This is a genomic window from Xanthomonas sp. SHU 308 (genome assembly GCF_000364645.1).
Classification (GTDB): Bacteria; Pseudomonadota; Gammaproteobacteria; order Xanthomonadales; family Xanthomonadaceae; genus Xanthomonas_A; species Xanthomonas_A sontii.
The window spans coordinates 1-13,279 of the sequence record NZ_AQOK01000046.1 but is presented as its reverse complement, the minus strand read 5'-3'; the positions used below and the strand labels follow the sequence as shown (position 1 = coordinate 13,279).

The following is a 13,279-nucleotide window of genomic DNA, read 5'->3' as shown; positions in this document are numbered from 1 at the left end:
TGCCCCGGATGAACAACCTACTGAGAGATCACATCTAGACCGGCGTCGAGCGCCTGGCCCGCGGCCAACCTGGATCAGGCGCATGCCTTGTCGCGGCACGTGACAGCATGATGTCCAGTGCTTTCCAATGGAGACGGCCTGTCCCGCGAGATTCCTCCGAATCTTTGATGCTATAACGCTGTCGGAGATCGCTAGATGCAACCGAGCAGCCCGGCCCGCCCTTTAAAGAAGCCTTTAGGCGAAAGCGTGACTTTCACGGTCTGGCCAGGGGTCTTGATCTCGACGAATTTCTCGAGGACATCATTGAATCTGGATGTGAAATTCTCGGTCTGATAATAAGTGGTCACCGTAGGCCGGCCTTCGACGCCTTCCAGGCTGGTGCCCAGATTCCTGGTGGTGCTTCCCTGGACATCCAGCGCCATCGTCGCCAGGAGGTAGTAGTTTCCCGGCTTGAGGTTGGAGAATTGAAATTGTCCCTTGTCGTCGGTCATGCCATCGACGCGGACCTGCAGGGCCATTGGCGAGACCTTGAGGGTGTCGCGCCCCTGCTTCATATTCGATGAAAGCGCAATTGCTTCCTTGAGGTAGGGCGTAACCGGGAATAGGGAGATGGATTGGTTGCGCGCCAGGTAAGTGCCTCCGCCATTCTCCACGTGATGCACCGCGCAGGCCGTGCCCTTGATGGTGGAGGTGCCCGGCTCGAGCGCGGCCTGAGCAGCGCCAAGGTCGAAGACCGATCGGGGTTCCAGCACGTTGAGCTTGCCGGATGCCGATGCCGTGGACTTCGCGGTCCCTTCGTTCCTGCCGTCGCCGGTGTCTAGTCTTACCTTCGCCAACATCCCGCACATGGCGCTGCGCATGTCCTCCGGCTTGGCTTGCATGCCGGGCGGCAATACGGCGATGAGCGTCAATGTATTAAGGTTTCGGTCCGCCGTGGCAACGACATCAAAGCTGCGGGAGTTGCTCGTGGCGTCCTGGGAAAACGTGAGTTCGGTTTTCCCGCCTTCGCTCTTCTGTTCGCCGATGGTGAATCCTTCTTGCTTGGCGACCTGATGGATTTGCGCGATGGCATCGAGTGGGTCCAGCTTTTCCGACGTTCTCCATGCGCTGAACATCAAGACCTGTGACGAGGAACTCATGCTGAAGTTCTCTTCGCAGGAGGCTGCACTGGCCATTGGCGCATGACACGCCAGCAAGGCGCCGAACGCCGAAAAACAAATGAGTTTCGAAAATCGCATTGCGCTCTCCATGCCCGATGAGCTCCGAGTCCTTGCGGATTGTAGTTGATGCCAATTGCTTAGTGACGGCGGGAGCCTTGCGACGGTACCAGGGCTGCCTCTCTACCGTTCGAGCCGCCACGGCATCCCTGCGACCTCCGGTACGGCGTGTAATAGGAGTGTGAATTCGCGATGAAGTTAAGACGCACTGCCGTGGCGATACGTCTCATTGTCCCCTGAAACGCCAGGGGTGGCGGTGTGTTGGCGCCGGTCCAGCCCATGCGCGGGCGCGCCAGCGTATGCGCTTGCTTAATGCCATGAACACGTTTCATTGGCATCCCCTGTGGTCTTGTGACCTTGCCGCGTGCCACCGAGGGTCATGGGCGCTTCGGCGCCTGATTCGATCGCGACGCGGCGTATCGCAGTCGCACCCGTTTGCGCCTAGTGACATGGCTGATCCGGGTTGCCGATGTCGCCGCTGCGGTCTGGATCGCGTACTCCTCATCACGCCGAACGGGATATACGAATGCATGCTTGTCTGTTGGCCCCTCTTAGCCACCACGATGAGGCCACGCTTGAGGTGGCCATGGGCGCCGCCAAGGCCAATGGCTGCGATCACGTAGTGATGTCCAATCCTTTCGTTCAGGACGCGGATGGCCGCCTGCAGGATCCGACAAGCGAGGATCCGGCTGGGCAGGCGCGACTGCGGCACTGGCTGCAACGCGCCGAACAGCACGGCCTGCGCGTGCTGCTGGACCTGCGCATCGACGAGATCGGCGGCGGCAGCCGCCTGCTGCAGGAACATCCGCACTGGTTCCGCGCACGCAGCTCGGCGCTGCCGGATCCGCGCGCCGAGCGCGCCGCGCCGGACATCGCGGTGGGCCGCTTCGCCTCCGCCGAAGAAGGGGCGGGCCTGGCGCAGTGGTGGAGTGCGCGTCTGGTCGACTGGCTGCGCAGCGGCGTGGCCGGCTTCCGCGTGCTGCAGCCAGAGCGCATTCCGGCGCCGTTGTGGCGCACGCTGATCGACGGGGTCCACGCACAGGCGCCGCAGGCGCGGCTGCTGGCGTGGACGCCCGGCTTGGGCTTGGACGCCTTGCGCGGCCTGGCCGGTGCCGGCTTCGATGCCGCGTTCTCCTCGCTGGCCTGGTGGGACGGTCGTGGCGACTGGTTCTTCGACGAGGACAGCGCCCTGCGTGCGCTGGCGCGCTGCGTGGTCGCCACCGTCGATGCCGAGACGGCCTCGGATACGCCACTGCCCTTGCCGCGCGCGCAGCGGCAGCGCCTGGCGGCTGCCTTTGGTGGGGCCTGGGCGATCGGCGCGCAGGACACATCGACAGAATACGGGCAGCCCGTGCCTGCGCAGCACGGCATATCCGAGGGGGATGCGTCCACGCCGGCAGAATCGCTGCCCGACGCCACCACGTCGCTGCGCCTGCGCCCGCTGCTGCGCGACGGCGCGCTCACCGCGGTGGCGGTGGAACCGCTGGACGCCGCGCCATGGCTGGTGCTGCTCAACAGCGACCGCGACCACCTGCTGCCAGTGCCCGGGCCGGCGTTGCTGCGCCTGCTCGGCGACAGCGAGGGTCTGCTCAGCGACCATGGCGAGCCGATCCAGGGCGAGCAGGGCGGCACCCTGGAAGCGGGCGAGGTGCGCATCTATCGCAGCCTGCCGGCGCGCCCGGTGCTGACCGCCGCGCGCGCACGCACACCGGCCGAGATCGCCGCCGGCGAGGCGCGGGTGTGCATCGAGGCGGTGACGCCGTCGGTGGACGACGGACGCTTCCCGGTCAAACGCACGGTCGGCGACCGCGTCTGCGTGGAAGCCGACGCGTTCTGCGATGGCCACGACCGCATCGCCGTTGCGCTGCTGTGGCGTGCCGCCGATGCGCGGACCTGGTCCAGCACACCGATGCGCGCGCTCGGCAACGACCGCTGGCGCGGCGAGTTCCCCTTGCAGCGCCTGGGCCGCTACGAATTCCGCATCGAGGCCTGGCGCGATGTGTACGCCACCACCCACGCCGACCTGGAAAAGAAGCGCGCTGCCGGCACGCTGCTGCCGGTGGACGTACAGGAAGCACTGGCCCAGGTCGAGGCCGCACGTGGCCGTAGCCGCGGCGCGCTGGCCACGCGGCTGAAAGCCATCGCCACCCGCATCGCCCGCACCGACGACCTAGCCGAGAAGGCGCAGTTGCTGCTCGAACCCGACACCGCCGAGGCGATGGCGCGCGCCGACGCCAAGCCGTTCCGCACCGAGTACCCGATGACCTTCCGGGTCGAGGCCGAACGCCGCGCCGCGCACTTCGCCAGCTGGTACGAGTTGTTCCCGCGCTCGCAGAGCGGCGATCCGCAGCGCCACGGCACCTTCGACGACGTGATCGCGCGGCTGCCGCACATTCAGGCGATGGGCTTCGACGTGCTGTACATGCCGCCGATCCACCCCATCGGCGAGAAGAACCGCAAGGGCCGCAACAACGCGGTGACCGCCGAGCCGGGCGAACCCGGCAGCCCGTATGCGATCGGCTCGGCCGAGGGCGGCCATACCGAGGTGCATCCCGAACTGGGCGGGCTCGACGGTTTTCGCCGCCTGCGTGTCGCCGCGGCCGAGCACGGCCTGGAGCTGGCGCTGGACTTCGCCATCCAGTGCGCCCCAGACCATCCGTGGCTGCGCGACCATCCGGACTGGTTCACCTGGCGCGCCGACGGCTCCATCCCGTACGCGGAGAACCCGCCGAAGAAATACCAGGACATCGTCAACGTGGACTTCTACGCCAGCGGCGCGGTGCCGGCGCTGTGGAACGCGCTGCGCGATGCGGTGCTGTTCTGGGTCAACGAGGGCGTCACCCTGTTCCGCGTCGACAACCCGCACACCAAGCCGTTCCCGTTCTGGGAATGGCTGATCGCCGAGGTGCGCGGGCGCCACCCGCAGGTGGTGTTCCTGTCCGAGGCCTTCACCCGGCCCAAGCCGATGTACCGGCTGGCCAAGGTCGGCTTCTCGCAGTCCTACACCTATTTCACCTGGCGCCAGCACAAGGCCGAACTGCAGGCCTACATCGAGGAACTCAACAGCGGCGCGCCCAGCGAGTGCTTCCGCCCGCACTTTTTCGTCAACACCCCGGACATCAATCCGCTGTTCCTGCAGCACAGCGGGCGCAGCGGGCACCTGGTCCGCGCCGCGCTGGCGACCACGCTGTCCGGGCTGTGGGGCATGTACCAGGGCTTCGAGCTGTGCGAGGCCACGCCGCTGCCGGGCAAGGAGGAATACCTCGACTCGGAGAAGTACCAGTTGCGGGTGTGGCCCGAGCGCGCGCCGGGCGACATCGTCGAAGAGATCACCCGCCTCAACCTGCTGCGCCGCCAGCATCCGGAACTGCAGTCGCACCTGGGCACGCGCTTCTACGTCGCGCACAACGAGCAGGTGCTGTACTTCGGCAAGTTCCTCGATGAAGCGCACCTGGCGCGCGGACGCAGCCTGGTGCTGGTGGCGGTGAGCCTGGACCCGCATGCGGCGCAGAACGCGCAGATCGAAGTGCCGCTGTGGGAGCTGGGCCTGCCCGACCACGCCAGCGTCGCCGTGCGCGACCTGTGGGACGGCCACGACTTCACCTGGTACGGCAAGACCCAACACATCCGCCTCGATCCGTCGCGGCCGTTCTCCCTGTGGCGCATCCGCGCCGGAGTTCCTGCATGAATGTCGCCGCGCCGTCGTCCCCCCAACTCGAGCCGCGCGCCCCGGCCGGCGATGCGCGCTGGTACAAGGACGCGATCATCTACCAGGTGCATGTCAAGTCGTTCTTCGACTCCAACGACGACGGCATCGGCGATTTCCCCGGGCTGATCTCCAAGCTCGACTACATCGCCGACCTGGGGGTGGACACGATCTGGCTGCTGCCGTTCTACCCCAGCCCGCGCCGCGACGACGGCTACGACATCGCCGAATACATGGCGGTGCATCCGGACTACGGCAGCATCGCCGACTTCCAGCGCTTCGTGGAGCAGGCGCACGCGCGCGGCATCCGCATCGTCACCGAGCTGGTGATCAACCACACCTCCGACCAGCATCCCTGGTTCCAGCGTGCGCGCATGGCCCCGGCCGGCTCGCCTGAGCGCGCGTTCTACGTGTGGTCCGACAGCGACCAGGACTACGCCGGCACCCGCATCATCTTCTGCGATACCGAGAAGTCCAACTGGACCTGGGACCCGGAAGCCGGCCAGTACTTCTGGCACCGCTTCTACTCGCACCAGCCTGACCTGAACTTTGATAACCCCGCGGTGCTGGAAGCGGTGCTGGAGGTGATGCGCTTCTGGCTGGACCTGGGCGTGGACGGGCTGCGCCTGGACGCGGTGCCGTACCTGATCGAGCGCGACGGCACCTCCAACGAGAACCTGCCCGAGACCCACGCCATCCTGCGCCGCATCCGCGCCACGCTCGATGCCGAATACCCCGACCGTATGCTGCTGGCCGAAGCCAACATGTGGCCGGAAGACACCCAGCAGTACTTCGGCGAGAACGCCGACGAATGCCACATGGCGTTCCACTTCCCGCTGATGCCGCGCATGTACATGGCGATCGCGCGTGAGGACCGCTTCCCGATCACCGACATCATGCGCCAGACCCCGGAGATTCCGGAAAGCTGCCAGTGGGCGATCTTCCTGCGCAACCACGACGAGCTGACCCTGGAGATGGTCACCGACTCCGAGCGCGACTACCTGTGGCAGACCTATGCGGCCGACCGCCGCGCGCGTATCAACCTCGGCATCCGCCGGCGCCTGGCGCCGCTGCTGGAGCGCGACCGCCGCCGCATCGAGCTGATGACCTCGCTGCTGCTGACCATGCCCGGCACGCCGGTGCTGTATTACGGCGACGAGATCGGCATGGGCGACAACATCCATCTCGGCGATCGCGACGGCGTGCGCACGCCGATGCAGTGGTCGATCGACCGCAATGGCGGTTTCTCGCGCGCCGACCCCGCCGCGCTGGTGCTGCCGCCGATCATGGACCCGCTGTACGGCTTCCAGGCGGTCAACGTGGAAGCGCAGCAGCGCGACCAGTACTCGCTGCTGACCTGGACCCGCCGCGTGCTGTCGGTACGCAAGCGCTACCGCGCGTTCGGCCGCGGCACGCTGCGCTTCCTCTACCCGGGCAACCGCCGCCTGCTCGCCTACCTGCGCTGCCACGAGGACGAGACCGTGCTGTGCGTGGCCAACCTCTCGCACACGCTGCAGGCGGTGGAGCTGGACCTGTCCGAGTTCGAGGGCCGGGTGCCGGTGGACATCCTCGGCGGCGGCAGCTTCCCGCCGATCGGGCGCCTGACCTACCTGCTCACCGTGCCGGCGTTCGGCTTCTATGCCTTTCAACTGGTCGGCAACGCCACGCTGCCGGACTGGCACGTGCCGGCGCCGGTGCCGCTGCCGGACTACCAGACCCTGGTCCTGCGCAACGGCACCGACAGCGCCGGCCTGCAGCCGCATCTACCGACCCTGGAGCGCGACATCCTGCCGGCGTGGCTGACCACGCGGCGCTGGTTCGCGGCCAAGGACCGCGCACTGCACAGCGTGCGGATCGCAAGGCGCACGCCGCTGTCCGGCGGCGACGGCCTGACCCTGCTGGAGATCGAGGCGGAACTGGACGACGGCGCCCACGAGCGCTACATCCTGCCGCTGGGCATCGTCTGGGAGCGCGAGCAGCCCAGCGTGCTGGCCGAGCAACTGGCGCTGGCGCGCGTGCGCCACGGCCGCGAGGTCGGCTACCTGACCGATGCCTTCGCGCTGAAGCCCTTCACCCTGAGTATGCTCGCCGCGTTGCGCGACAAGGCGGAGTTGCGTGTGGATGGCGAGGCCGGCAATGAAGCCGGCACCGAGCGCATCCGCTTCTGCCCGACACCCGCGCTGCAGCGCGTGGACATTCCCGCCGATCCTGAGATCCGCTGGCTGTCGGCCGAGCAGAGCAACAGCTCGCTGATCGTCGGCGATGCAGCGGTGTTCAAGCTGCTGCGGCGCGTGTCGGCCGGCATCAACCCGGAGATCGAGATCGGCGAGCGCCTCACTGCGCTGGGCTATGCCAACGCCGCGCCGCTGCTGGGCCATGTCGCCCGTGTCGGGGCCGACGGCAGCGAGACCACGCTGGCCCTGCTGCAGGGCTTCGTGCGCAACCAGGGCGATGCCTGGCGCTGGACCCTGGACCACCTGGCGCGCGGTGCCGAGGAATACGATGCCGCCCAGGACGATGCCGCGCGGCTGGAGAGCGTGGCCGGCTACGACGCCTTCGCCGCCCTGGTCGGCCGACGCCTGGCCGAACTGCACGCGGTGCTGGCGCAACCCACCGACGCGCCCGCCTTCGCACCGCAGCCCGTGGACGCGGCCGCGGCGCAGCAGGTGGTGGATGGCGTGGTGCACGAAGTGCAGGCCATGTGGGACACGCTGCTGACGCATCGCGACGCCAACGACGACCCGGCCGAACATGCCGCGGTGGACAGCCTGCTGGCCGAACGCGCGCGCCTGGACGCCTGGCTGCAGCAGGCGCCTGCGTTGTTGTCAGGCGCACTGCTGACCCGCGTGCATGGCGATTTCCACCTTGGCCAGATCCTGGTCGCATTCGACGACGTGGTGCTGATCGACTTCGAGGGCGAGCCGGCCAAGTCGCTGGACGAACGCCGCGCCAAGGCCAGCCCATTGCACGACGTCGCCGGCTTCCTGCGCTCGCTCGACTACGCCAGCGAAGTCTCCGCGCGCGGAGAGGAAGGCACCGCCGCGCGTGTGGGCGCGGGTTTGGATACCGCGCAGGAGGCGTACCTGGCCGCATTCCGCAGCCGCGCCAGCGCCGCGTTCCTGGCCGCCTACCGCGCCGTGCTCGATGCCAGCCCGCATCCGTGGGTGGCGCCGGCCGCGTTCGAGACCACCACCTTGCTGTTCCTGATCGAGAAGGCCTGCTACGAAATTCGCTACGAGGCCGCCAACCGCCCGGCATGGATCATGGTGCCCATACAGGGACTGTTGCGCATACTCGACCGCTTTCCCGCGCCCCAGGAGTCGATTCGATGAGTGATGCCGTCCACGTCTGGGACGACGCGACGCAACGCGCCTTCGCCACCGCCCGCCACGGCGACCCGTTCGCCGTGCTGGGTGCGCATCGCCTCGGCGAGGCGCGGGTGCTGCGCAGCTACCAGCCGGGCGCCGATGCGGTGCTGGCGGTGCTGGAGGATGGCAGCGAAGTGCCGCTGCAGCAGGGGCCGGAAGGCTTCTTCCATGCCGAACTGCCGAGCGAGGGCCGCTACCGCCTGCGCATCCGCTGGCCCGGCGGCGAGCAGGACACCGCCGACGCCTACGCGTTCGGCCCGCAGCTCAGCGACTTCGACCTGCACCTGATCGCCGAAGGCCATCACCTGCACTTGGCCGATGCGCTGGGCGCCAACGTGGTCGAGGTCGACGGCGAGCGCGGCACCCGCTTCGCGGTGTGGGCACCGAACGCCTCGCGCGTGGCGGTGATCGGCGACTTCAACAGTTGGGACGCGCGCCGCCACCCGATGCGCCTGCGCCACCAGGCCGGCGTGTGGGAACTTTTCGTGCCGGGCGTCGGCCCTGGCGCCCGCTACAAGTTCGCGCTGCGCGGCCCGCGCGGCGAAGAACTGCCGGCCAAGGCCGATCCGGTCGCGCGCCAGGCCGAATTGGCGCCGGGCACCGCCTCCATCGTGGCCGACCCCAGGCCGTTCCAGTGGCGCGACGACGCCTGGATGGCCACGCGCGCGCGCCGCCACGCCCCGCAGGCGCCGATCAGCGTGTACGAAGTGCACGCCGGCTCGTGGATGCGCGCCGCCGACGGCAGCATGCTCGACTGGGACGCGCTGGCCGAGCGGCTGATTCCCTACGTGGCCGACATGGGCTTCACCCACATCGAACTGCTGCCGGTCACCGAGCATCCGTTCGGCGGCTCCTGGGGCTATCAGCCGCTGGGCCTGTTCGCGCCCACCGCGCGCTTCGGCAGCCCGGACGGCTTCGCCCGCTTCGTCGACCGCTGCCACCGCGAGGACATCGGCGTCATCGTCGACTGGGTGCCCGCGCATTTCCCCACCGATGCACACGGCCTGGCCCACTTCGACGGCACCGCCCTGTACGAACACGCCGACCCGCGCGAAGGCTTCCACCGCGACTGGAACACCCTCATCTACAACCACGGCCGGCGCGAAGTCTCCGGCTTTTTGATCGCCAGCGCGCTGGAGTTCCTGCAGCGCTACCACGTCGACGGCCTGCGCGTGGATGCCGTCGCCTCCATGCTCTACCGCGACTACAGCCGCAACGCCGGCGAGTGGGTGCCCAACATCCACGGGGGTCGTGAGAACTACGAGAGCATCGCCTTCCTGCGCCGGCTCAACCAGGTGGTGGCCGAGCAGGCGCCCGGCGCCATGACCATCGCCGAAGAATCCACTGCCTGGCCCGGCGTCACCGCCGACCTCGCCCACGGTGGGTTGGGGTTCAACTACAAGTGGAACATGGGCTGGATGCACGACAGCCTGCACTACATCGAACTGGACCCGATCTACCGCCGCTACCACCACGGCGAGATGACCTTCAGCATGGTCTACGCGTATTCCGAGCGCTTCATGCTGCCCATCTCCCACGACGAAGTGGTGCACGGCAAGCGCTCCCTGCTTGGCCGCATGCCCGGCGACGACTGGCAGCGCTTCGCCAACCTGCGCGCCTACCTCGGCTACATGTACACCCATCCCGGCCGCAAACTGCTGTTCATGGGCTGCGAAATCGCCCAGCCCACCGAGTGGAACCACGACGCCGCGCTGCCCTGGCACCTGCTCGACCAGCCCAACCACCGCGGCATCCAGCGCCTGGTCCGCGACCTCAACCGCCTCTACGCCGAACACCCGGCGCTGCACGCCCGCGACGACGAACCCGAAGGTTTCGCCTGGGTCATCGGCGACGACGCCGGCAACAGCCTGTTCGCCTACCTGCGCAAGGCCCGCAGCGGCGACACCCCACTGCTGGTGGTGGCCAACCTCACCCCGCAGGTGCACCACGGCTACCGCATCGGCGTGCCCCGCGCCGGCCGCTGGCGCGAACTGCTCAACTCCGACAGCGAGATCTACGGCGGCAGCAACACCGGCAACGGCGGCAGCGTGCGTGCCGAGAACGTCGGGGCGCATGGGCATCCGGCGTCGCTGGTGCTGACCATCCCGCCGTTGGCGGTGCTGGTGCTGGGACTGGAGGATTAGGAGTCGCAGTTGATCCTATGCGGTACGGCGTGGACGTGCGCGGCCATGGTGTCGCGGGCACACGCTATCCTGGTGCCGGCTCGCACCACTTGGCGGGGCAGGGGACGCATGGGAGGGCGCGTGGATGACATCCTGAAGTCGCTGCGAGTGGACGTCGACAACCAGGAAAGCGACGACGGCTACTTTTCGCTGGGCTTCCTGATCGACCAAGAGCGTGCCGGCCAGCCGTACAACATCGGGCTCTGCCGGGACGAGATCGAGGATCCCGGGTGCCTCTACATCGAGGCGGACGACCAGATCCATGGATTCGCGACCAGGCGGGCGAGATACGCGTTCAACGGGAACGTACTCGCCATCGAACTGCTGGATGACCACGTGTTCCACTGGACCGGCAGTAAAGTCGTGAAGATCATTGTGCCGGAGGGGCAGGCGCGGCAGGTCGCTGCTTGCGTCGCGAGCATGTTCTCTGGCATTGGGGGCCAGTAGCGGCGCTCGCTGTTTGTGGCTGGCGGAAGGTTGCGGCCCCTGCTGATGGGTGTCAGCACGGCCCGCTACCGTTTTCACGCGTAGGGGTAAGCTGCGTGGGAGCCCCGACGCTCCCGTCCCGGGAAGACAGCGCGCCACGTCGAACTGTAAACTCACGCTGCTTCGGCGCCTCCCCAGCGAGTACGCCAGAGGCGCCAAGCCGGCGGCCGGCGCATCGCCCGCCCGCTCCGGACGCATCCGGGCCTATAGCTCAACGGTTAGAGCAGAGGACTCATAATCCTTTGGTTCCAGGTTCGAATCCTGGTGGGCCCACCATCAGCATGCAAAGGCAATTGCATGCTGTCTGCTTTTCAAGATGAGCGGACGTTGGAAGTGAGCCCGACCCCATTCTTGTAGTGTTGGTGAGGCCGTCGTCTTAGAAGCGCGCGATGTACATGGTTGCCTCGAGAAGGCAATGCGAAGTGATGGCGCCGGGCAGATCGAATAGGCGTGGCTTTGCGCGGAAGTCGAAGAGACGATAGAGGCGGTATTTGTCAGCATCGACTTCCGAGCGCGCCAGTTCGTTGCGGCTGACATGGAATGGAGTCAGGATGCCGAACGCGGTGGTCTTTACCTCGATGAGTCGTTCTCGGCCATCGGTCTCGTAGGAGAGTACGTCGTAGCCTAGGCCATCGCCTTGAGAAGCGGCTATGTGCTCGACCCGATTGGCCAGGCGTTTTTGGCCGGCTGCATGAAGGCGGCGGGTTTCCAACTCTATTACGAACAACTCGCCGGCCCGGCCCAACGATTGATTCCGCGCTTCTTGTGCCAGGTAGTCGCGTTGGATAGGCGAGAATCTGGGCAGGTAGATAGGTGGTGTCTCTCGTACCCGTGCCGCTGTCGGTGCCGGAACCCATACGGCATCCGTATCCTCTGGGGCGACCATGACGGCAGGCCGCAGCACCGCGGATTGAGCAGCAGCCTGTAGTGCATCGTTCGACTGCGCCTGACCTCCCACCACGTCGAACAACAGGGTCTGGTAGTTGCCGCGCGGCTTGTAGCCATCGATGTACGGGTAGCCGAGTGCGAGAAGGACTGCGCTGATGTTGCAGTGCTTGAACTCGATGGCGGCTCGATTGCGCCCGTCAATCCGCTCGGCCAGCGCACGTGCATGGACGGTCTTGCTATACCGCTGGCCGTTCAGTTCGAGCGTGAGCATGTGCAAGTAGTCGGCGACGCAGGCCTCCACTTCTTCGTGCGACCAGTCTGTGCCTCGTGCCATATAGCTCCTCTCGCGTGTCACCAGGTTAACTAGCAGAAGTGTGGGGAGCTAGTCCTGGCAGCGATAGCTGCGTGGGGCGATGTGATGCAGGCAGTAGCGATTGCTAGTGGTCTACCAGCAGCATGCAACGGCGACTGCATGTTGTCCGCTCTTGAAAATAGCGGATGTTAGGAGAGAACCCGGCCCGTTCTCGACAGGAAGGGCTGCCTGGCTGAGACACTCGTGGCCGTGTTGATCCGTCATTTGCCCCCTCAAGCACTGTTGTAGTAACGTAACTACATTGAGCGGATCTAGGAGGTGCCTTATGACCATCACAACGCTATCAAGTCGGGAACTGAATCAGGACGTTACGCGGGCAAAGAAGGCCACCAAGAGCGGCCCGGTGTTCATCACTGACCGCGGCAAGCCTGCGCACGTACTGTTGAGCTTCGAAGACTATCAACGGCTGACCAGGCAGCGGCGCAACATTGCCGATGCGCTGGCGATGCCAGGCATTGCAGACGTCGAGTTTGAGCCGCCGCGCGTGACGATTGGAGCCCAGCCGGCTGATCTTTCGTGATGTACGTGCTCGACACCAACGTGCTGTCTGAGTTGCGCAAGGTGCGGCTCGGCAAAGCGGATGCGAACGTGGCGGCGTGGGCGGAAAGTGTCGATGCCGCCGATCTCTTCATCTCGGCCATCACCGTCATGGAGCTGGAGCTTGGCGTTCTGTCGATCGAACGCAAGGACGCTACCCAGGGCGGCATGCTGCGCTCGTGGCTAGAGCAGCACGTACTGCCCGAGTTCTCCGGGCGTACATTGCCGATCGATATCGCTGTGGCGCAACGCTGCGCCCGGTTGCATATACCCGACAAGCGCGGCGAGCGCGATGCGCTTATCACGGCGACGGCGTTGGTGCATGGTATGGCGGTGGTTACGCGCAACGTCTCTGATTTCGAGCCCACGGGAGTTCCCATCGTCAATCCGTGGGAGCCGTTGCTATGACCGCTTGTGGATTCATGCGCAAAGGCAATTGGTAAGTTGCTTGCTATGAAGAGACGCGACGATTAGAAGTCAACCTGAGCCACCCCTGATAACTCGGACACCTGAAAGCGAGG

At 66.5% G+C, this 13,279-nt stretch carries 8 protein-coding genes and 1 tRNA gene; 7 read left to right on the top strand and 2 right to left on the bottom strand.

What is annotated here, in order from left to right; translation table 11 throughout:
- Positions 1-191 precede the first annotated feature (191 nt).
- Entirely contained in the window at positions 192-1,238 is a 1,047-nt protein-coding gene (locus D588_RS0102340; protein ID WP_157836394.1) for a prealbumin-like fold domain-containing protein, read from the bottom strand.
- A gap of 565 nt (positions 1,239-1,803) precedes the next feature.
- Here D588_RS0102340 and D588_RS0102335 point away from each other — a divergent pair.
- The 5 genes from D588_RS0102335 (at position 1,804) to D588_RS0102315 (ending at position 11,236) form a co-directional block, all read left to right on the top strand.
- Complete coding sequence (locus D588_RS0102335; protein WP_017914827.1) at positions 1,804-4,905, top strand: maltotransferase domain-containing protein; 3,102 nt, start codon at positions 1,804-1,806, stop codon at positions 4,903-4,905.
- A complete protein-coding gene (gene treS, locus D588_RS0102330; RefSeq protein WP_017914826.1) occupies positions 4,902-8,255 on the top strand; it encodes a maltose alpha-D-glucosyltransferase in 3,354 nt (1,117 codons plus the stop codon). The genes D588_RS0102335 and treS overlap by 4 nt, the downstream gene beginning before the upstream one ends.
- The gene (gene glgB, locus D588_RS0102325) at positions 8,252-10,435 is read left to right on the top strand and encodes a 1,4-alpha-glucan branching protein GlgB (protein ID WP_017914825.1); all 2,184 of its coding nucleotides are present in this window, start codon (positions 8,252-8,254) and stop codon (positions 10,433-10,435) included. The genes treS and glgB overlap by 4 nt, the downstream gene beginning before the upstream one ends.
- 120 nt (positions 10,436-10,555) lie before the next feature.
- A complete protein-coding gene (locus D588_RS0102320; protein ID WP_157836393.1) occupies positions 10,556-10,921 on the top strand; it encodes a hypothetical protein in 366 nt (121 codons plus the stop codon).
- A 239-nt stretch (positions 10,922-11,160) separates the two neighbouring features.
- Positions 11,161-11,236, top strand: a tRNA-Ile gene (locus D588_RS0102315).
- Positions 11,237-11,336: 100 nt separating this feature from the next.
- Here D588_RS0102315 and D588_RS0102310 read toward each other — a convergent pair.
- Positions 11,337-12,119, bottom strand: a complete 783-nt coding sequence (locus tag D588_RS0102310) for a DUF3883 domain-containing protein (protein ID WP_043083132.1) — start codon at positions 12,117-12,119, stop codon at positions 11,337-11,339.
- A 367-nt stretch (positions 12,120-12,486) separates the two neighbouring features.
- Between D588_RS0102310 and D588_RS0102305 the strand changes: the two genes are divergently transcribed.
- Complete coding sequence (locus tag D588_RS0102305) at positions 12,487-12,741, top strand: type II toxin-antitoxin system Phd/YefM family antitoxin (protein WP_017914822.1); 255 nt, start codon at positions 12,487-12,489, stop codon at positions 12,739-12,741.
- Positions 12,741-13,166 carry a type II toxin-antitoxin system VapC family toxin gene (locus tag D588_RS0102300; protein ID WP_017914821.1) on the top strand — a complete coding sequence of 142 codons (426 nt, stop codon included), beginning with the start codon at positions 12,741-12,743 and terminating at the stop codon, positions 13,164-13,166. The genes D588_RS0102305 and D588_RS0102300 overlap by 1 nt, the downstream gene beginning before the upstream one ends.
- Positions 13,167-13,279 lie beyond the last annotated feature (113 nt).

What these genes read in the sequence shown, in the direction of transcription:
- D588_RS0102340 (WP_157836394.1), bottom strand. Translation starts at nt 1,238, where the DNA reads ATGCGATTTTCGAAACTCATTTGTTTTTCGGCGTTCGGCGCCTTGCTG.
- D588_RS0102335 (WP_017914827.1), top strand. Translation starts at nt 1,804, where the DNA reads ATGGGCGCCGCCAAGGCCAATGGCTGCGATCACGTAGTGATGTCCAAT.
- treS (WP_017914826.1), top strand. Translation starts at nt 4,902, where the DNA reads ATGAATGTCGCCGCGCCGTCGTCCCCCCAACTCGAGCCGCGCGCCCCG.
- glgB (WP_017914825.1), top strand. Translation starts at nt 8,252, where the DNA reads ATGAGTGATGCCGTCCACGTCTGGGACGACGCGACGCAACGCGCCTTC.
- D588_RS0102310 (WP_043083132.1), bottom strand. Translation starts at nt 12,119, where the DNA reads ATGCTCACGCTCGAACTGAACGGCCAGCGGTATAGCAAGACCGTCCAT.
- D588_RS0102305 (WP_017914822.1), top strand. Translation starts at nt 12,487, where the DNA reads ATGACCATCACAACGCTATCAAGTCGGGAACTGAATCAGGACGTTACG.
- D588_RS0102300 (WP_017914821.1), top strand. Translation starts at nt 12,741, where the DNA reads ATGTACGTGCTCGACACCAACGTGCTGTCTGAGTTGCGCAAGGTGCGG.